At 38.8% G+C, this 18,366-nt stretch carries 20 protein-coding genes; 13 read left to right on the plus strand and 7 right to left on the minus strand.

The features are described 5' to 3' along the window. Positions 1–85 precede the first annotated feature (85 nt). The 4 genes from ABIB30_RS14600 to ABIB30_RS14615 all read left to right on the plus strand — a co-directional run bounded on the left by ABIB30_RS14600 (position 86) and on the right by ABIB30_RS14615 (position 3,959). Positions 86–1,063 (plus strand): PorP/SprF family type IX secretion system membrane protein, encoded by a 978-nt coding sequence (locus tag ABIB30_RS14600; RefSeq protein ID WP_354303207.1) that lies wholly within the window; start codon positions 86–88, stop codon positions 1,061–1,063. A 55-nt stretch (positions 1,064–1,118) separates the two neighbouring features. After that, positions 1,119–3,074: an OmpA family protein gene (locus ABIB30_RS14605; protein WP_354303209.1), complete on the plus strand. Its 1,956-nt coding sequence runs from the start codon at positions 1,119–1,121 to the stop codon at positions 3,072–3,074. Between the two features lie 234 nt (positions 3,075–3,308). Continuing rightward, the gene (locus ABIB30_RS14610) at positions 3,309–3,668 is read left to right on the plus strand and encodes a response regulator (protein ID WP_084359440.1); all 360 of its coding nucleotides are present in this window, start codon (positions 3,309–3,311) and stop codon (positions 3,666–3,668) included. A gap of 18 nt (positions 3,669–3,686) precedes the next feature. Beyond that, positions 3,687–3,959 carry a hypothetical protein gene (locus tag ABIB30_RS14615; RefSeq protein ID WP_354303212.1) on the plus strand — a complete coding sequence of 91 codons (273 nt, stop codon included), beginning with the start codon at positions 3,687–3,689 and terminating at the stop codon, positions 3,957–3,959. 16 nt (positions 3,960–3,975) lie between these two features. On the opposite strand, the gene ABIB30_RS14620 is transcribed toward ABIB30_RS14615, so the two are convergent. Together ABIB30_RS14620 and ABIB30_RS14625 are read right to left on the minus strand one after the other, a co-directional pair. Continuing rightward, positions 3,976–5,748, minus strand: coding sequence for a DUF885 domain-containing protein (locus tag ABIB30_RS14620; RefSeq protein ID WP_354303214.1), 1,773 nt, complete (start codon positions 5,746–5,748; stop codon positions 3,976–3,978). A gap of 49 nt (positions 5,749–5,797) precedes the next feature. Continuing rightward, a complete protein-coding gene (locus ABIB30_RS14625) occupies positions 5,798–6,661 on the minus strand; it encodes a helix-turn-helix domain-containing protein (RefSeq protein ID WP_354303216.1) in 864 nt (287 codons plus the stop codon). A 125-nt stretch (positions 6,662–6,786) separates the two neighbouring features. Here ABIB30_RS14625 and hxlB point away from each other — a divergent pair, with 125 nt between their 5' ends. The 3 genes from hxlB to ABIB30_RS14640 all read left to right on the plus strand — a co-directional run bounded on the left by hxlB (position 6,787) and on the right by ABIB30_RS14640 (position 8,613). After that, complete coding sequence (gene hxlB, locus ABIB30_RS14630) at positions 6,787–7,371, plus strand: 6-phospho-3-hexuloisomerase (RefSeq protein ID WP_354303218.1); 585 nt, start codon at positions 6,787–6,789, stop codon at positions 7,369–7,371. Positions 7,372–7,433: 62 nt separating this feature from the next. Next, a complete protein-coding gene (hxlA, locus tag ABIB30_RS14635; RefSeq protein ID WP_068406325.1) occupies positions 7,434–8,066 on the plus strand; it encodes a 3-hexulose-6-phosphate synthase in 633 nt (210 codons plus the stop codon). Between the two features lie 175 nt (positions 8,067–8,241). Continuing rightward, positions 8,242–8,613: a response regulator transcription factor gene (locus ABIB30_RS14640; protein ID WP_183868505.1), complete on the plus strand. Its 372-nt coding sequence runs from the start codon at positions 8,242–8,244 to the stop codon at positions 8,611–8,613. Between the two features lie 49 nt (positions 8,614–8,662). Here the strand turns inward: ABIB30_RS14640 and lpxB are convergent, their stop codons facing one another. The 3 genes from lpxB to surE are packed head-to-tail and all read right to left on the minus strand — an operon-like array spanning position 8,663 to position 10,810. After that, positions 8,663–9,772 (minus strand): lipid-A-disaccharide synthase, encoded by a 1,110-nt coding sequence (gene lpxB, locus ABIB30_RS14645; protein WP_354303221.1) that lies wholly within the window; start codon positions 9,770–9,772, stop codon positions 8,663–8,665. Further along, positions 9,769–10,038, minus strand: coding sequence for a stationary phase survival protein SurE (locus ABIB30_RS14650; protein WP_354303223.1), 270 nt, complete (start codon positions 10,036–10,038; stop codon positions 9,769–9,771). Before ABIB30_RS14650 ends, lpxB begins: the two co-directional genes overlap by 4 nt. Next, positions 10,031–10,810, minus strand: coding sequence for a 5'/3'-nucleotidase SurE (surE, locus tag ABIB30_RS14655; protein ID WP_354303225.1), 780 nt, complete (start codon positions 10,808–10,810; stop codon positions 10,031–10,033). Before surE ends, ABIB30_RS14650 begins: the two co-directional genes overlap by 8 nt. Positions 10,811–10,892: 82 nt before the next feature. Here surE and ABIB30_RS14660 point away from each other — a divergent pair, with 82 nt between their 5' ends. Continuing rightward, on the plus strand, positions 10,893–13,826 hold the full coding sequence (locus ABIB30_RS14660) for a M16 family metallopeptidase (protein WP_354303227.1): 2,934 nt from the start codon (positions 10,893–10,895) through the stop codon (positions 13,824–13,826). Positions 13,827–13,957: 131 nt separating this feature from the next. Further along, complete coding sequence (locus ABIB30_RS14665; protein WP_354303229.1) at positions 13,958–14,167, plus strand: SymE family type I addiction module toxin; 210 nt, start codon at positions 13,958–13,960, stop codon at positions 14,165–14,167. Between the two features lie 46 nt (positions 14,168–14,213). Here ABIB30_RS14665 and ABIB30_RS14670 read toward each other — a convergent pair whose 3' ends face one another. Together ABIB30_RS14670 and acs are read right to left on the minus strand one after the other, a co-directional pair. Then, complete coding sequence (locus ABIB30_RS14670) at positions 14,214–14,399, minus strand: CsbD family protein (RefSeq protein ID WP_068406300.1); 186 nt, start codon at positions 14,397–14,399, stop codon at positions 14,214–14,216. 77 nt (positions 14,400–14,476) lie between these two features. After that, the gene (gene acs, locus ABIB30_RS14675; protein WP_354303231.1) at positions 14,477–16,372 is read right to left on the minus strand and encodes an acetate--CoA ligase; all 1,896 of its coding nucleotides are present in this window, start codon (positions 16,370–16,372) and stop codon (positions 14,477–14,479) included. Positions 16,373–16,667: 295 nt separating this feature from the next. Between acs and rpmB the strand changes: the two genes are divergently transcribed. The 4 genes from rpmB (at position 16,668) to ftsY (ending at position 18,343) form a co-directional block, all read left to right on the plus strand. Next, positions 16,668–16,901, plus strand: coding sequence for a 50S ribosomal protein L28 (rpmB, locus tag ABIB30_RS14680; protein WP_037437638.1), 234 nt, complete (start codon positions 16,668–16,670; stop codon positions 16,899–16,901). Between the two features lie 38 nt (positions 16,902–16,939). Beyond that, positions 16,940–17,122 (plus strand): 50S ribosomal protein L33, encoded by a 183-nt coding sequence (rpmG, locus tag ABIB30_RS14685; RefSeq protein WP_008242799.1) that lies wholly within the window; start codon positions 16,940–16,942, stop codon positions 17,120–17,122. 23 nt (positions 17,123–17,145) lie between these two features. After that, positions 17,146–17,307: a DUF4295 domain-containing protein gene (locus ABIB30_RS14690; RefSeq protein WP_082036098.1), complete on the plus strand. Its 162-nt coding sequence runs from the start codon at positions 17,146–17,148 to the stop codon at positions 17,305–17,307. Positions 17,308–17,380: 73 nt separating this feature from the next. Beyond that, positions 17,381–18,343 (plus strand): signal recognition particle-docking protein FtsY, encoded by a 963-nt coding sequence (ftsY, locus tag ABIB30_RS14695; RefSeq protein WP_183885579.1) that lies wholly within the window; start codon positions 17,381–17,383, stop codon positions 18,341–18,343. Positions 18,344–18,366 lie beyond the last annotated feature (23 nt).

Genomic DNA, 18,366 nt, shown 5'->3' on the forward strand with positions numbered 1-18,366 from the left:
CCGGTACTATTGATACTGACCCGGGTCAATAAAAATACGACCGAAAAACAGAATCAGATTGAAGAATAGAATTAATTATACCCGTATGAAAAGAAGCTTGTTATTATTAGTGTTGGTCTTAAGCCTGCTGCTTCCTGCCAAGGTGCTGAAAGCCCAGCAGGATGCACAGTTTAGCCAGTATATGTTCAACGGTATTTATATTAACCCGGCTTATGCTGGGTATAAAGAACAATTGAACTTACATAGTTTTTACCGCAGCCAGTGGACGGGGATCAAAGGCGCACCAACTACTTTTTCTCTGGCAGTTGATGCCAATGCGAATAATGGTAATGTCGGGCTTGCTTTACAGGTTTCGGCAGATAAACTGGGGGCACAAAGCAATCTGGCCGCTTATGCAAATTATGCGTACCGCCTGAAAATGAATGAAAGCGGGACTTCAAGATTGGCTTTAGGGGTGGGTATCGGGATGGTAAAGCTGGGGATTGACGGATCGATGCTGCATCCTAATGATCAGGAACCTGATCAGCCAACTGGTTCACAGAATACGGTGTTACCGGATGCAAGGGTCGGGGTTTATTATTCTGATGATCGTTTTTTTGCAGGTCTGTCTGCTGATAATCTGATTGCCCAATATATCAATGTAGACCGTTATGCTTTTATTCCGCAGCCTAAACCTCATTATTATTTAACGGCGGGTACACTGATTCCTTTGGGACAGGATATTTTATTGAAACCGTCTTTTTTGCTGAAAGATGACCGCGGTGGGCCAACCAGTTTGGATATTAATGCTTTTGTACTTTTCATGGACAGGATATGGGTAGGTGGTTCTTACCGTACCGGGGTCAAGTTGTACAGTAAAGATTATTTGCAAAAGGATTTGAGCAACCGGAATTCAGCTGTCGCCGCTATTGAGGTCTTTCCAACCAAGACTTTACGTGTGGGTTATGCTTATGATATTTCAATCGGTCCGTTACAGGGGTATAGCAGTGGTACACATGAAATATCAATTGGTTATTATTTCAATACGAAAAATACCAGGATGAGATCTCCAAGGTATTTCTAAAAGACGGAAATTATATAATTAAAACAGATTCTAACACGTTCCATCGATTAATAGCATGAAAACAATCCAATCAGGTATAGTCATCGCAATACTCCTGCTAACTTTAACAGTAAAGGCGCAATATGTCCTTAAAGAGGCAGATACCCAATTTGAATTATTTAATTATAATAAAGCCATCGAATTATATCAGAAGGCCTATCATAAAAAAGAAACTTTGCATGCTGCTGAGCGTCTGGCTGCATCTTATCGCCTGATGGATAATTACCAGGAGGCAGAAAAATGGTATGCAATTGCTTCTGCCCTGCCCAAAAGCCCGGCTGAAAACACCTTGTATTATGCGAAAGCTTTACAAAGCAACTCCAAATATGAGGAAGCAAAAACTGCTTACCAGAAATATATAAGTTTGAAGCCTGAGGTTAGTACTGCGCAGCAGCAGATCTGGCTGGCTTCTTGCGATTCTGCACAGTACTGGATCAAAAATCCAGTACTTGCTACGCTTGTCAATGAAAAAGGATTGAATAGTGTGGGATCAGACTGGGGCGCAGTTGCTTATCAGCAAGGAATTGTTTTCACTTCTGACCGGAATTTTCCAGGAAGTACTAAAGGCTTAAAGTCCAAACCTTTTCTGAAGTTTGATGGATCAACGAAATTACCAGACCCGGCCAGTTATGGATGGACTGGAAATGAATATCTGCGCTTGTATGAAAAAGCCGGAGCAAATGACAGTCTCAAAGCTTTCGCCCTGAATGCAGAAACCAATTACCATATTGGTGCGGCGACTTTTACTGCCGATGGCAATACGGCATATTTTACGCTGACCAGGATACCTAAGAAAATTATCCGCAAAAAAGGTGAGCCGGGAACTATTAACCTGGAAATATACAGCAGCTCAAAAAATGCTGATGGTATCTGGGGGAAACCAGTTCCTTTTAAATACAATAAGGTTAATGAATGGTCAGTTGGTGATCCTGCAATCTCTGCAGATGGTAATTTACTGTATTTCGTTTCCACAATGCCAGGTGGCAAAGGCGGCACAGATATTTACAGTCTGGTTAAAAATGCAGATGGAAGCTGGGCAGATGCAATAAATGTGGCTGCGGTAAATACAAATGGAAATGAGAGAAATCCTTTCGCTGCTGCTGATGGTAATTTCTATTTCAGCAGTGATGGTCTGATTGGTATGGGCGGGCTGGATATCTATAAAGCAAAACAGATTCCAGCTGGCCTGGACAAGCCTCTCAATTTGGGCTACCCAATCAATTCTCCGCAAGATGATTTTGCTTTCAACAAGGGTTTAAAAGGTACAGGTTTTATGGCTTCTAACCGTCCGGGTGGAACTGGTAATGATGACATTTACAGTTTTACCGTTCAGATGGTGATCAACTTTAACCTGGAAGGAGTAGTTTATGACCGCAAAACCAATCAACCTGTTGGTGGTGCTCTGGTTACTTTAACCAAACAGGGTGGCGGGAATCTGACCGCAGTGACCAGTAGCCCTGGCAACTTTAAATTCAAACTGGATCAAGATGCTGATTACCTTTTAAAAGCAGAGAAGGCAGCGTACAGTTCTGATGCGGTTACGGTAACCACTATGAACCTGAACAGTTCTTCTACGCTTCGTAAAGACCTGTTTTTAGAAACTATTGTCTTGAATAAACCGATCAGAATAGAGAACATTTATTATGATTTTGACAAATCAAATATCCGGCCGGATGCGGCAAGGGAATTGGATAAATTAATATCGACAATGAAAACCAATGAAACCATCGGAGTAGAACTGAGTTCTTATACCGACAGCAGAGGCCGCGATGAATATAATCAGTGGCTGTCTCAGAAAAGGGCAAACTCAGCTGTACAGTATATCATTTCCAATGGTATTGATAAAAGCAGGATTACGGGGCGTGGTTATGGGGAAACTCAGTTACTTAATCGCTGTACGAATGGTGTGAAGTGTACGGAGGCTATGCACCAGCTAAACAGGAGGACAGAATTTAAAGTGGTCAGTCAGTAGTTCAGCTGATCTTTTTTTAAGCCCTGCGAATTTTGAATTCGCAGGACTTTTTATTTAAGTACAATTTAAATTCCCTTTCACGACAATAATATTAAACTAATCAATTGATTTACAGATTTTTCGTTACGCAGTTACAACAAACAACCTCAAATCTTCGTTTATTAATAAAAATAATTTGTTAAACAATGTACAGACCGTCTTGTTTAATAACCACATTTTTCATGAATAGATATTATGTCAAAACTGATTCAAATCATAGAAGACGATGAAGCTATACGAGATGTAATAGAATATATTCTGCAACAGTCAGAATTTGATGTTACAGTAGCTGCTAATGCTAAAGAGTTTAAAATTAACCTCTTTAATACCTTGCCTGATCTTATTCTTATGGATGTAAGACTTCCGGATGGAAATGGGATACAGTTGTGCCGGAAGTTGAAACAGAGCCTGGACACCAGGCATATTCCGGTAATTATCATTTCTGCACATGCCAATGCTGAACAAAGTAGTAAAGAAGCTTTTGCAGATGATTTTATTAGTAAACCATTCGATTTAGACGATTTATTAAAGCGTGTTGAGAATCAATTAGCTTAGAAACCTTAAAAAGCCACTATGATTTATTACAAAATGTCACTTTATGGCGAGAATTTTCAAGTGAAACGACTGTCACCCAATATCCCTTTATTCAGGGTAGTACATAGAAGGGGTATTCTGGAAATCTATAAAAACAGGTCATCAGGAAAATGGTCGGTGCTTTTCCGTTCCAATCCTGATGACCTGATCTCGGCCTCTTTTATAGGGCCTGAAATTGAGAATTTATATCCGGTTACACATGGCTACAGGTTAAATACCGGAAGTTTCTCTGTGATCAGGATATTTTCCTGATCACGTTTGAACTGGATTATTTTAATGTAGCTGCCCAGTTGTCCATTTTATTTTCAAAGACACTGAGCGGCAATGAGCCGTCTTTAAGCACTTGATGATGGAATTCGGCAAGCTTAAATTTAGCACCCAGTTGTTTTTCATACTTGCTACGCAATTCACGAATCTTCATCGCCCCTATTTTATAACCTAATGCTTGTGCAGGCATCCCCATATAACGCTCAATTTCGGCTGTTGCTCCTTGTTCGTTAATGGCTTCGTTATCCATCATATATTTGATAGCCTGTTCTCTGGTCATGTTCTTGGTATGTATAGCTACATCTACAACCAGGCGGATAGCACGATGCATTTCATCACCCAATGCACCCATATACTGGTAAGGATCAGTATATAAACCAAGCTCTTTACCTAAGGATTCACAATATAATGCCCAGCCCTCTACGTAAGCGTTGTGCATTCCAAAGCGTCTGAATTTAGGAAGTTCCGTGTTTTCCTGTGTTAATGAGATCTGGTAATGATGACCAGGAATTGCTTCGTGAAGGAATAGAGATTCCATACCCGAAGTCGTATTAAATTTGGTCGCATCCAGTATCGGTACGTAAAAAATCCCAGGACGTTTACCGTCGGCAGATCCCTGATTGTATTCTGCACTGGCGGACGCTGCACGGAAAGCTTCTGTTTGACGGATTTCAAATGGTGTTTTGGGAACGGTCGTAAACATGGTTTTAAGGTTTGGTTCCATCCGTTTATGAATGTTATCAAAAGCTGCCAGAATTTCAGCAGGTGTTTTATAAGGCATGAATTTAGGATCTGTTTTCATGTACTCAAAAAATGCCTTAAGGTCGCCTTTGAAACCCGTTTTATCTTTGATGCTATCCATTAATGAATGGATTCTTGCTACTTCTTTCAGTCCGGTCTGATAAATTTCTTCAGGGGTCTTGGTTGTCGTAGTTTGTTGTTTAACCAGGTAAGTGTACATGGCTGTACCCTCTGGTAAAGAAGAGAAGCCGGAAGTGGTTCTTGATTTCGGCAGATATTCATTTTTAAGAAACTCGCCCAGCTTTTTATACGTTGGAACGATAACGGTCATAATCGTAGTGCGATAAGCCTCGGTCAGTCTTTTTTTGTCAGCGGCTGCAAAGTCTTTTGGCATTTGTATAACAGGCGCATAAAATAAACTCTTTGCAGGATCAGTAACGACCATGCTCAGCATTTGAGGATACATTTTCACGACCAGTGCTTTAGGTAAAACAATACCTGATGCTATTCCTTTTTTAAAGTTTCCAATAGCTGTATCTGCCCAGACAGAAAATGCGCCGGCACGTTTCAACCAGTCTTCATAGTCTTTAACTGTTTTAAATGGTTGTGCACCTGTACCAGATCCCAATTGCCCGATGGTTAAGGGTAAGGCATTCATCTGATTGAAAGGAAGGTATTCAAAATGATATTTTAAACCTTCAAGGCCGGTTTCCAGGTTATCTTTTAATACATCAAAAGATAACTTATCGTTTTCATCCAGCTGGTCACGTTTATATTTCCCCAGGCTATCCAGATATTGTTTGTAGAAGTTTTTTGTGGTGTTCAGGTAGGCGGCAGAACCATCATTTGGCAACTCGCTGTTATACCTGTTATCTCCTGCGTAGGTAGCAGAAATTGGATTTAATTTTAAATAATCTTCGTAATATTGATCACATAATTTGCCGAATTGCGGATTTGCATTACTTTTTTGGCCTCCCTGTTTACAAGCGGCCAGCGTGCCTGCAAATAGAAGAACAAAGGCTATTCTTTTCATAAATTTTGAGTTTAGAAAATAAAGCTAATCAATATTTATCAGGTTCTATCTATTCGATCAGGGTATTAAATCTGGATTCAATATGGCTTTTAGCTTGTTTTTGAAAATCTTCGGGAGATTGTCCGGTTTGCTTCTTAAAGAACCGGCTAAAGTAGGAACGATCTGTAAAGTTCAGGTTATAGGCAATTTCTTTGAGTGTATTTTCGCTGTGAATGATTTGCCTTTTAGCTTCCAGAATAATCCTGTCATGGATGAGTTGCATGCCTGTTTTATCCAGTTTATCTTTTAAGATCTGATTGAGGCGTTTGGCACTTAAGCCTAATTCTCCGGCATAAAAGTCTGCATTCCGCTCCACTTGATAATTTTCTTCCAGCAACATCATAAATTCGTATACTCTTTTCTGATTGACGTCTTGCGTGGTAAATACATGTTCTTTGATACGGATGAGTTTCAGCAGAAAAACTTTCAGCAGTGCTTTCAGGATCAAAAAGCTATTGCTCTGCTGTTTGTATTCTTCTTCGAGCAACTGATAAATTTTATCCAGTTCAACAGCATTTTCTTTGGTTAAGGGCAGACATGAAAATTCTCCCTGAATATTAAAGATTTTAAAGATATCAAGATAGAATTCTTTGTCTTCTTCGTCCAGAAAGTCTCTTTTAAAAGACAATAAGATACCGTTTTTACCCGCTTTGTTCAGTTGATGCACGCGGTATGGTGGGATAAGATAAATCCAGTGTCCTGTTACTGGTTTCTCTTCTTCTTTGACGGCGTGTAATGGAAATTCATTTTGCAGCCAGACAATTTCAAAAAAGTCTTTTCTTCCCGGATCATTCAGATAACTGGGTGGACATTTCTCCAGGTTTCTGATATATATTAATGACTTTTCTAATCCAAGGCCCGTACTTTCTTCCATTTGTGTCAAATATATTAATAGTTAAGGATGTATTAGCAGTCGTTTCCAAATAGTCCCATACTATGCGCATATAGTGTAACGTAAGGGCTGCATGCCTCCACTACCTTTGACGCAGAAAAAAAGAGATGGGTAGTGCAAACATAAATGAACAGGCAGCTGGTTTACAGGCAAACCTGGAATTGATTTTACAAGAGAACCAGAAGTTAGCAGCACAACTGGATTTTATTCAGTTAGCAGCAATAATTCCTCATTTACAGCAGGCAGAACGTATGTTTGTGATTGGTGCCGGCCGTACTGGTTTAGCACTGAAAGCCGCTGCAATGCGCTTAATGCATTTTGGGTTCACAGTATTCGTTGCGGGGGAAACGACCACACCTGCAATTAAAAACGGGGATCTTTTGATTGCAGCTTCAGGTTCAGGAACGACCAGTACTATCGTAAAGGCAGCGGAGAAGGCTGTGGATGCCGGTGCAAGGGTCATTGCTTTTTCTACAACCAGCGATTCTCCTCTTGCTAGCTTAGCTACGCTTGTACTGCTCATTCCTGCTGCACAAAAACAGGATCATGGAAAGACTATTTCTGAGCAGTATGCAGGCAGCTTATTTGAACAAGCTTTATTCTTACTCACAGACGCACTTTTTCAGACGATGTGGGCTGCTGATGGCACTCCTGCTGAAGAGTTATGGAAAAGACATGCCAATCTGGAATAACAGATACCCGCTTACACAATCGATTTTAAAGAAATACAAACAATAATTAAAAACAAATTACAATGGCAAAATTACAAGTCGCAATAGATTTATTGACTACAAAAGATGCTTTAGCATTAGCTGCTAAAATCGCTCCTTATATTGACATTATTGAATTAGGTACCCCATTAATTAAAAATGAAGGTATTGCAGTGGTTACAGCAATGAAACAAGCTCACCCTGATAAATTAGTATTTGCTGATTTAAAAACAATGGACGCTGGTGAGTTAGAGGCTGATATTGCTTTTAAAGCGGGTGCTGATTTAGTTACGGTTTTAGGTGCTGCCGGAGATGCTACTATTGCTGGTGCAATTAAAGCTGCTAAAGCGCATGGTAAAGGTATAGTGGTAGATACAATTGGTGTAGCTGACCGTGTTAAACGTGCACAGGAAGTCACTAAACTGGGTGCTGAATTCGTAGAATTACATGCAGGTTTAGATGAACAATGGACAGAAGGATATTCTATCCAGGTTTTAATTGATGAAGCTGCACGTGCAGGTGTTCCTGTTTCTATCGCTGGTGGTGTAAACATCAATAATGTGACAGCTGTAATCAAAGCTGGTGCAATAGTAGCGGTTGCTGGTGCTGCAATTTACGGTGCGGAAGATCCTGCTGCGGCTGCAAAGGCTTTACGTGAAGCAATTGATGCTGTATAATTAAAATATTTCACCTCAAAGGCAGATCAATATCATTGATCTGCCTTTGATTATTTAAACGAATAAGTTTTAACACAAGTATATGTAATATTTAACCCGACATAGTCCTTTATGGCTATTATGGAACACTATTTGTTGATCTTGTGATTCAAATAATAGCCAAACATAATTGATTATGATCAAAAGGATACACGTACTTGAAGATGACAGTGATATCAGGTATATCATTGAATATTTATTGAAGGATGAGGGTTATGAATTGCAGCTTTCTTCGTCGGTTAGTGAACTGAAAAGTAAACTGAGGGACTCTTTACCTGATCTGTTTATTATTGATGTGATGTTACCTGACGGGAATGGTATTGAAATTTGTGATGATCTTAAAAATGACATGTTCACCAAACATATCCCGGTTATTGTGATGTCTGCAAATCCAAGAAGTAAACAGATGAGTACGCAGGCTTGCGCTGATGATTATATCAGTAAGCCATTTGATCTGGATGATGTGGTTAAAAGAATAAGCAATTTATTAGTCAAAAAGACTGCTTAAAATAAATACGGATATCTGCCCTGAAGGTATCAAGGCAGATATTTTTATTTTAACCTTTTAGCAGAAATGCTGAAATGAGTGATGCGGTTCTGGCAGAAGCCCCGGGTTCGCCCATAATTACCGACAGTTCCTTATAATCTGCCATTATTTTCGTTCTTCCCTGTCCTTCAATCAGCCTGTGCAGCTGATCTGTAATGTTGATTGTATTGCAGTCCTCCTGGATAAGCTCAGTGACCACTTCTCTATCCATAATCAAATTCACCAGGGATATAAACCTGATCTTCACCAGCATCCTCGCAATTGCAATAGAAATTGTTCCTCCTTTGTAAACCACTACTTGTGGTACATGAAATAAAGCAGTTTCTAAAGTTGCAGTACCTGAAGCTACTATGGCTGCTGTTGCCACCTGCAGCAGGTCATAAGTCTTTCCAAAAACGAGTTTCACATTTTTTGCGCCAATAAATTGCTGATAATAAACAACTGGAAATCCTGGTGCTGCTGCAACAACAAATTGCTGATCTGGAAATTGTTCAGTAACGCTGAGCATTGCGGGCAACAGGCGTTCTATTTCCTGTTTACGGCTGCCTGGAAGCAAAGCAATAATATTATCTTCATTTAATTGATGTTGTACAAGGAAATCCGGATCTGGTATAAAGGAGGCTTTTTCATCCAGCAAGGGATTACCGACATAGTCTGCTTCCATCCCCCACCCCTTGTAAAAGTCTACTTCGAATGGAAGGATACAAAACATTCTATCAACTACTTTTTTTATCTTCAGTACCCGCTTCTGGTTCCATGCCCAGACTTTCGGAGAAATGTAATAACAAACTTTAATACCTTTTTCTTTCCCAAAACCGGCAATCTTTAAATTAAAGCCAGGAAAATCAATCAGAATCAAAACATCGGGCGAATAGGCCATGATATCTTCTTTACAGGTTTTTAAGTTCCTGAATATCGTCCTCAGGTTAAGCACGACCTCTGTAAAACCCATGAATGCCATCTCTGCATAATGCTTTGCAAGCGTACCGCCTTCTGCTTTCATTTTATCCCCGCCGAAATATCTGAATTCTGCCCCGGGATCCTGATCCTTCAGCGCCTTCATTAAATTAGCTCCATGGAGATCTCCGGAAGCTTCACCGGCTACAAGATAATATTTCATGATTGTGATATTTTATAGAAAAAGAAAAGCATTCCCCATATAAATGTGGCACCTAATACGCCTCTGCCGGTATTTTCTTTATTCACCTTGAAAAAGTATTTCAGCAATAAAGCATTCACAGCAATACAACCGATCAATAACAGGTCTGCTTTAGCGAGGCAGGCTATCTGGTGCATAATAAACCAGACGATTGAAAGCAGTACCCCCGGAAGGAAAACACCGATTCCAAAACCTATCCATACATTGTCTTTAATCTGATTAATCATTAAATGTCCATGAGTTTAATATTGGAATTGCATGGTGTGCTGTTAAATCAAATTGTACGGGTACAACCGATACAAAACCATTTTCCAATGCCCATACATCTGTATCTTCTCCTTTATCGTTATTCTGAAATACGCCGGATAACCAGTAGTAAGGACGGCCATATGGATCTTTACGTTCGTCAAATTCTTCTGCCCATTTTGCATTTGCTTGTCTGCAAATTTTAATTCCTTTCAGGTCTGCACCTTTAGGGAAATTAACATTCAGCAAAGTAGCTTGTGGCAAACCGTGATCGAGCACCTGGCGGACTATAGTTTTAATAAACTTAATGCAGTGACTGAAATCTGCTTCTTCAGAGAAATCATCTAAAGAGAATCCAACAGAAGGAATACCTTCAATTGCGCCTTCCATAGCAGCTGACATTGTTCCTGAATAAATAACGTTGATTGAATTGTTCAATCCATGATTAATTCCTGAAACGCACAGGTCAGGTTTTTTACCTTTAAATATTCTGTTTACTGCAAGTTTGACACAATCAACAGGTGTACCTGAACATTTATACATTTCAACACCTTCATAAAGGTGTACCCTGTCAAAACGCAAGGGCTTTCCTATGGTAATTGCGTGTCCCATTCCGGACTGTGGCCCATCGGGAGCGACCACTACAACGTTACCAAATTCCTTAACGGCTTCAATCAGATTCCTGATACCTGGTGCGGTAACACCATCATCATTTACTACTAAAATATTGGGTCTGGATTGCTCTTTCTTCATGGGGGTAAAAGTACAAGATTATGGGATATATATAACTAGTTTCTCATATTTCAAAAGTATATTTGATCATAACTTATTAAACATGAAAAAAAAAATATTTCTCTTATCCTGCTTTATCCTCGCTGGATCGTCCTTAATGGCGCAAGTAGGGTATGAGTGGAAAACGGCATCCTCTGGTGGATATACTTATAAGTATGTAACCAACGATCCTACCAAATCCCGTTTTTATACTTTGCAAAATGGTCTTACTGTCATCCTTTCTGAAAACACTAAAGAACCGAGTATTGAGTTCCGCATGGCTGTCAGAGCTGGCAGTAATACTGACCCGCGTACTTCTACAGGTTTAGCGCATTACCTGGAGCATCTTTTGTTTAAAGGAACTGATCGTTTTGGTACTTTAGATTATGCGAAAGAAAAGCCTTTGCTGGATAAGATAGAAGGACTATATGAGAAATACCATGCAACTACTGATCCTGCTAAACGGAAAGAAATCTATGCCCAAATAGATAAAACTTCTGGTGAGGCTTCTAATTATTCTATTGCCAATGAGTATGATAAAATGATGAAATCTATTGGCGGACAGTCAACGAATGCCCATACGTGGTATGAGGAAACTGTTTACAATGAAGATTTACCTTCCAATGCAACTGATAAATTCCTTGCTTTACAGGCCGAGCGTTTCCGCAATCCTGTATTTCGTATTTTCCATACCGAACTGGAAGCCGTTTATGAAGAGAAAAACAGAGGGCTTGACAATGATTCCTGGAAAATGAGTGAGAAGATGAATGATTTGCTATACCCTGCTCATAATTACGGACAGCAAACTACGATCGGAACAATTGAACATTTAAAGAATCCTTCTCTGGTAGAAATCCGCAAATATTATAACAAGTATTATGTTCCTAATAATATGGCTGTTGTTCTTTCCGGGGATTTTAAAGCAGATGAAATGATTAAAAAAGTGGATCAGTCTTTTTCATATATGAAAGCGAAACCTTTTGAATTATATAATCCTGCTGCTGAAAAGCCACTACTTAAAATTCAGACAGCCGATATCAATGGCCCAAGCGCTGAGGCGGTGAGAATCGGTTACAGAGGGTACGCGGAGAATACAAAGGAAAGTATGATTCTTGATTTAATTTCCAGCATTCTGGCGAATGGTAAGGCTGGTTTAATGGATATCAATTTAAATAAGCAACAGAAGGTCTTAAATGCTGGTGCGGGATATCAGCAGATGAAGGATTATGGTACTTTCCTTTTGCTTGCTCAACCTAAACAAGGCCAGTCACTGGATCAGGCCAAGCAGTTATTATTAGACCAGATTACTTTATTAAAGAAAGGTGATTTTGAGGAGAGCCTGATCAAAGCAACGGTTGCAAACAGCAAATTAAGTTTGTTGGAATCATTTGATAAAAATGATTTCCGTGTGGAGGCCGTGACTAACGAGTTTATCTTGAATCGCGCAACGAAATGGGACAAATCACTGAGAAATCCTGATGATATGGCTAAAATCAGCAAGAAAGAAGTGGTTGATTTTGCGAATAAGTTCTTCAAAGATAACTACGTGGTTATTTTGAAGCACAAAGGAGAAGATAAGAGTATTCAAAAGGTTGATAAACCGGCTATTACTCCGGTTAAAACGAATACCAATGAGACTTCTGCTTTCACAAAAAACTTACTGTCCACACCTTCAAAACCTATTGAAGCCAGATTCCTCGATTACCAGAAGGATCTGAACTTTGGTAAGGCTGGTATCGCTGATGTAGTGACTGTTCAAAATAAAGAGAACAGCATTTTCAACTTGACCTATCGTTTTGATATGGGCGCGTGGAATTCTAAGTTAATGCCTTATGCTGCAAAATATCTTGCTTTTTTAAGTACCGATAAATATACTGCAGAAGAAATCAGCAAGCAGTTTTATAACATTGCTTGTAATTATTCATTCTCGGTAAAAAATGATGTAACTACGATTGAAATCAGTGGTCTTCAGGAGAATTTCGATCAGGCTGTAAACTTAGTGGAACATGTGTTTGCAAATTGTAAAGCAAATGAAGAGGCACTAAAAGAGATGAAAAGCAGTATCCTTAAATCAAGAGAGAATACAAAGCTAAACAAGGCTGCGATACTTTCGGGTCTGATGAGTTACGCGCAGTATGGTCCAAAAAACCCGTCTAATTTTGTCTTATCCAATGAAGAGGTACAACAATTAACCTCTGCACAATTATTGGATGTGTTACATCATATCAATGAAACTAAGCATTCCATAAACTATTATGGTCCGGAATCAATTGATGTGTTCACTAAAAACATTGAAAAAGTTCATGCTTTGCCTAAAGTGTTTACTGAAACAACACCTGCTCAGCAGTTTGTTTATACTGATACTAAAGATAATCAGGTTTATTTCGCAAACTACGATATGGTACAGTCCGAAATTCGCTGGATAAGGAACAATGGTGCTTACAATCCTTCGGATGCAGCTAAAATTAATCTGTTTAACAGCTATTTTGGTGGTGGGATGGGCTCTATAGTTTTTCAGACGATCAGAGAGTCCAAAGCTTTAGCGTATTCAACTTATGCGTATTATTCGGCTCCGGATAAAAAAGAAAAAGACTATGCTATGATTGCTTATGTAGGTAGCCAGGCAGATAAAATGACTGACGCTGTTGGTGCAATGAATGAGTTATTAAATGTATTGCCTGAGTCTGAGAAAAACTTTCAGTCTTCGAGATCTAATTCTTTAAACTCTTTAGAAACTTCAAGAATCACCAAAAATGCGATTATCAATCATTATTATGCAGATCAGAGATTAGGTCTTGATCATGATTCGAGAATTGATGAGTATAAAGGTTTACAGCCTTTAACTTTCGCAGATATTAAAGCTTTCCATACTAGTCAGGTAGCCAATAAGCCATATAACTACTGTATAGTAGCTTCTGATAAAAAAGTAAAAACGCAGGATATGGAAAAATTCGGTAAGTTAAACACACTTACGCTGGAACAAATATTCGGTTATTAGTTTATAATTGCTCAATGACATGCCTGCTCCGTATTTTGTGCGGAGCAGGCAATATGTTTATAACTTCAGATAAAAACTTAACTTAAAGGAAGTATATTTACCTTAAGTGTTTAAACTTATCAAAAAGAGCTATGCAAGTAACAGATACCAATATAAGCAGCCTGCCATGGAGCAGAAGCTTAAAGATTCAATCCATTATAAGAATTAATCGCCGGAGCAGATCTATAATCCCCGAAATCAAACTTTCAGGTCATTGGCTTAGTGAAATTGGATTTACTCCAGATCAAAGAGTAAATATTACTATGGTCAATAACGCATTGGTTATCGATCTGGTAAAATAAAAAAGGGCTCCTCAAACTAGTTTGAGGAGCCCTTTAAAATATAATTCTATAAAGATTTCAACCACGTAATTACTTCATCACGGGTTTTACCTGTTTTTTGCTGTAATTTACCATAAAGTTCATCGTCTTTCCCTTCTTCATGTTTCAGGTCATCTTCTGTAAGATCTCCATAGGCTTGTTTAACTTTACCTTTTAACTCATTCCATTTTCCTTTTAACTCTAAACTGTCCATAGTATTTATTTTAAATTAATGATCGTTTCGATAAGGAACAGCTAAAGAATTAAAATTGTTTTGAAGGGTGTGAATATTTACAATTGCTGTGCAGAAACAATGATTTCTTCTACCACTCCCGGATCTAATAATGTGCTGGTATCTCCAAGATTCGTAGTTTCACCTTCAGCAATCTTACGAAGTATTCTGCGCATGATTTTTCCTGAGCGTGTTTTCGGCAAGCCAGTTACAAATAAAATCTTATCTGGTTTTGCAATAGCACCAATTACACGGGTTACTGTCTGCAGAATATCTTTTTTCGTTAATTCAGGCTCATCGTGCAGCTTCGGATAAATTACGAAAGCATATATTCCCTGCCCTTTTACTTCGTGAGGATACCCAACAACAGCACTTTCTACTACTCCGGCGTGCATATTGATTGCATTTTCAACTTCAGCAGTACCAATTCTGTGTCCTGAAACATTGATAACATCATCTACCCTTCCAGTGATTTTATAATAACCATCTTCATCACGCATACAGCCGTCACCTGTGAAATAAAGATTTGGATAGGTAGAGAAATAGGTCTGTTTACATCTTTCATGATCACCATAAGTAGTACGCAGTATACCTGGCCATGGGAATTTAATACAAAGGTTACCATTCACGCCGTTCCCTTCAATCTCTTTTCCATTCTCATCAACCAGCAGGGGTTGAATTCCTGGTAAAGGCAGTGTTGCACAGGCAGGCTTTAATGGGGTTACAAAAGCAATCGGAGAAATCATTAATCCACCAGTTTCTGTTTGCCACCAGGTATCTACGATAGGACAATTTTTATGACCTACTTCTTCATCAAACCAGTGCCATGCTTCTTCATTAATGGGTTCTCCTACCGACCCTAATACTCTCAGGCTGCTCATGTCTATCCCTTCTAAAGGCTCTTTGCCAAAGCTCATCAACGAACGGATGGCAGTCGGAGCGGTGTAAAGAATATTTACTTTATGTTTTTCCACGACTTCCCACAACCTGGATGGTGTAGGGTAAGTAGGAATTCCTTCAAATATTAAAGTCGTTGCACCTTGTGAAAGCGGACCATAGACAATATAAGAGTGTCCGGTAATCCAGCCAATATCGGCAGTACAGAAAAATACTTCGTCAGGCTGGTAATTAAATGCGTTGGCAAAAGTATAGCCTGCATAAACCATATAGCCGCCAACGGTATGTACCACCCCTTTTGGTTTTCCTGTAGAACCGGAAGTATATAAGATAAACAACATGTCTTCTGCATCCATTTCTTCAGCAGGACAAATGGTATCTACTAATTTAATCTCATCTTCAAACCATAAATCACGGCCTTTCAGCATCGAGACAGGAGTACGTGTATGGGTAAGCACAATCACTTTCTCTACTGTCGGACATCCGATTAAAGCATCATCAATAACTTCTTTCAACTGAATTTGTTTATTACCACGGAAAGAACCATCTGCAGTAATAACCAGTTTACAAGCTGAATCATTGATTCTGTCAGCTATTGATTTAGCAGAAAATCCACCGAATATAACAGAGTGGACTGCTCCGATACGTGCACAGGCCAGCACTGCAATAGCAAGTTCCGGCACCATCGGCATATAAATACAAATACGGTCACCCTTTTTTACACCATTTTTCTTTAGCACGTTAGCAAACCGGCATACTTGTTCATGAAGAATTTTATAGGTCAGCGTTACACTTGGTTTTTCAGGATCATTTGATTCCCAGATAATCGCAGGTTTGTCACCACTTTTCTCCAGATGACGATCAAGGCAGTTTTCAGTAATATTCAACTTCGCACCTTCAAACCATTTGATCTGTGGGTCAGTGAAATTCCAGGATAAGACTTTATCCCATTTCTTTTTCCATAGAAATTTTTCTGCTATTCCAGCCCAGAATTCTTCTGGATGCTCGACACTGAACTTATAGGTTTCCTCGTACTCGGCTAAAGATTTGATTTGCATAATATATTTGGTGATAATTTTAAGCTAATATAAATTATTTGAAAGGTAGTTAAAAGATTATTATAGCAAAATATATGTTGTCAGTTCGTTACAATACAGCATAATAAGGTAATGAATGGTCCAGGATTCGTATTTATGGGGTATTTATGTATCTTTGCCGGAAGAGCAACAAGAACTAATCTATAAAATTTGAAAAATAATCACATGGACTCTTGATCGTTACAAATATTTTCGTGATATTTGCACACTCTTAAAAAATTAAGCGAAGAACAATTTAACAATATATATTAAAGGCATGTCTAGAGTTTGTGATTTAACCGGAAAAAAGGCTATGAGTGGTTTTAATGTTTCTCACTCAAACGTTAAAACTAAACGTAAGTTTTATCCCAACTTACAACTTCAGAAATTTTATATTCCTGATGAAGACCGTTGGATAACACTGAAAGTTTCTACTTCAGCTATCAAAACCATCAATAAAATTGGTATTACTGAAGCTATTAACCGTTTCGTAAAAAAAGGATTTTTGTAAAAACATTGTTGATGTGAATCAACTAAATTATTAATAAAATGGCAAAAAAAGGTAACAGAGTACAAGTTATTCTAGAATGTACAGAGCATAAAACTAGCGGCATGCCTGGTATGTCTAGATATATCTCTACAAAAAACCGTAAAAATACTACTGAGAGATTAGAATTGAAAAAATTCAATCCGGTATTGAAGAAAGTAACTGTACACAAAGAAATTAAGTAATACATTTCCAATCTATTTAGATCATGGCAAAAAAGGTAGTTGCAACCCTTAAAACGGGTAAAGGTAAAGAATATTCAAAAGTTATTACGATGACTAAATCACCAAAATCTGGTGCTTATTCTTTCAAAGAAGTTATCGTTCATAACGATCACGTTAAAGATGCTATTGCTGGACAAGGCAAGTAATTTTAATATTTAATGATATTAAAGCCGTCCCTATATTTATGGGAGGGCTTTTTTTGTTTTCATCTACATTTCTATGGGACTATTCGATTTTTTCAAGAAAAAGGAAACTGCTCCTGAAGCTCAGGAAGTATTAAACAAAGGTTTAGAGAAAACTAAAAACGGGTTCCTTAACAAAATCACGAAAGCTGTTGCCGGAAAGTCAACAGTTGATGATGATGTATTGGATAATCTGGAGGAAGTACTGGTTACTTCTGATGTCGGTGTAACTACTACATTGAAAATCATTGAAAGAATTCAGGACAGGGTGGCAAAAGACAAATATTTGTCCACCTCAGAATTGAACCTGATCCTCCGTGATGAAATCCAGCTTTTACTCGCTGAAAATAACAGCAATGATTTCCGTAACTTCGAATACGGTGATCATAAACCTTATGTAATCATGGTAGTTGGTGTGAATGGCGTAGGGAAAACTACCACCATTGGCAAGCTTGCCCATAAACTTAAAGCTGAAGGGCTGAAAGTGGTATTGGGTGCTGCGGATACTTTCAGGGCGGCAGCTGTTGAACAGATTAAATTATGGGGCGAACGCATTGATGTAAGAGTAGTGGCCCAGGCAATGGGTTCTGATCCTGCTTCTGTTGCATTTGACACTATACAATCTGCCGTTGCGAACGGAGAAGATGTAGTGATCATTGATACAGCCGGAAGATTGCACAATAAAATCGGACTGATGAACGAGCTTGGCAAAATCAAAAAAGTGATGGAGAAGGTAATCCCTAATGCACCACATGAGATTTTACTGGTACTCGACGGTTCGACCGGACAGAATGCGTTTGAGCAATGTAAACAATTTACAGAGGCTACAGATGTTAATGCGCTGGCAATTACTAAACTCGACGGCACTGCCAAAGGTGGTGTAGTTATTGGTATTTCTGATCAGTTTAAAATCCCTGTTAAATACATTGGGGTTGGTGAAGGTGTGAATGACCTTCAATTATTTGATAAAAAAGCTTTTGTTGACGGCCTGTTTAAATAAGCCTTCTTTTAAAAGCAATATAT

Origin of the sequence: Pedobacter sp. UYP1 (assembly GCF_040547305.1) — a bacterium.
Lineage (GTDB): Bacteria > Bacteroidota > Bacteroidia > Sphingobacteriales > Sphingobacteriaceae > Pedobacter.

What these genes read in the sequence shown, in the direction of transcription:
- ABIB30_RS14660 (WP_354303227.1), top strand. Translation starts at nt 10,893, where the DNA reads ATGAAAAAAAAAATATTTCTCTTATCCTGCTTTATCCTCGCTGGATCG.
- ABIB30_RS14650 (WP_354303223.1), bottom strand. Translation starts at nt 10,038, where the DNA reads ATGATTAATCAGATTAAAGACAATGTATGGATAGGTTTTGGAATCGGT.
- hxlA (WP_068406325.1), top strand. Translation starts at nt 7,434, where the DNA reads ATGGCAAAATTACAAGTCGCAATAGATTTATTGACTACAAAAGATGCT.
- ABIB30_RS14690 (WP_082036098.1), top strand. Translation starts at nt 17,146, where the DNA reads ATGGCAAAAAAGGTAGTTGCAACCCTTAAAACGGGTAAAGGTAAAGAA.
- ABIB30_RS14625 (WP_354303216.1), bottom strand. Translation starts at nt 6,661, where the DNA reads ATGGAAGAAAGTACGGGCCTTGGATTAGAAAAGTCATTAATATATATC.
- ABIB30_RS14600 (WP_354303207.1), top strand. Translation starts at nt 86, where the DNA reads ATGAAAAGAAGCTTGTTATTATTAGTGTTGGTCTTAAGCCTGCTGCTT.
- rpmG (WP_008242799.1), top strand. Translation starts at nt 16,940, where the DNA reads ATGGCAAAAAAAGGTAACAGAGTACAAGTTATTCTAGAATGTACAGAG.
- ABIB30_RS14615 (WP_354303212.1), top strand. Translation starts at nt 3,687, where the DNA reads ATGATTTATTACAAAATGTCACTTTATGGCGAGAATTTTCAAGTGAAA.
- ABIB30_RS14605 (WP_354303209.1), top strand. Translation starts at nt 1,119, where the DNA reads ATGAAAACAATCCAATCAGGTATAGTCATCGCAATACTCCTGCTAACT.
- ABIB30_RS14640 (WP_183868505.1), top strand. Translation starts at nt 8,242, where the DNA reads ATGATCAAAAGGATACACGTACTTGAAGATGACAGTGATATCAGGTAT.
- lpxB (WP_354303221.1), bottom strand. Translation starts at nt 9,772, where the DNA reads ATGAAATATTATCTTGTAGCCGGTGAAGCTTCCGGAGATCTCCATGGA.
- ABIB30_RS14670 (WP_068406300.1), bottom strand. Translation starts at nt 14,399, where the DNA reads ATGGACAGTTTAGAGTTAAAAGGAAAATGGAATGAGTTAAAAGGTAAA.
- hxlB (WP_354303218.1), top strand. Translation starts at nt 6,787, where the DNA reads ATGGGTAGTGCAAACATAAATGAACAGGCAGCTGGTTTACAGGCAAAC.
- ABIB30_RS14665 (WP_354303229.1), top strand. Translation starts at nt 13,958, where the DNA reads ATGCAAGTAACAGATACCAATATAAGCAGCCTGCCATGGAGCAGAAGC.
- ftsY (WP_183885579.1), top strand. Translation starts at nt 17,381, where the DNA reads ATGGGACTATTCGATTTTTTCAAGAAAAAGGAAACTGCTCCTGAAGCT.
- acs (WP_354303231.1), bottom strand. Translation starts at nt 16,372, where the DNA reads ATGCAAATCAAATCTTTAGCCGAGTACGAGGAAACCTATAAGTTCAGT.
- ABIB30_RS14610 (WP_084359440.1), top strand. Translation starts at nt 3,309, where the DNA reads ATGTCAAAACTGATTCAAATCATAGAAGACGATGAAGCTATACGAGAT.
- ABIB30_RS14620 (WP_354303214.1), bottom strand. Translation starts at nt 5,748, where the DNA reads ATGAAAAGAATAGCCTTTGTTCTTCTATTTGCAGGCACGCTGGCCGCT.
- surE (WP_354303225.1), bottom strand. Translation starts at nt 10,810, where the DNA reads ATGAAGAAAGAGCAATCCAGACCCAATATTTTAGTAGTAAATGATGAT.
- rpmB (WP_037437638.1), top strand. Translation starts at nt 16,668, where the DNA reads ATGTCTAGAGTTTGTGATTTAACCGGAAAAAAGGCTATGAGTGGTTTT.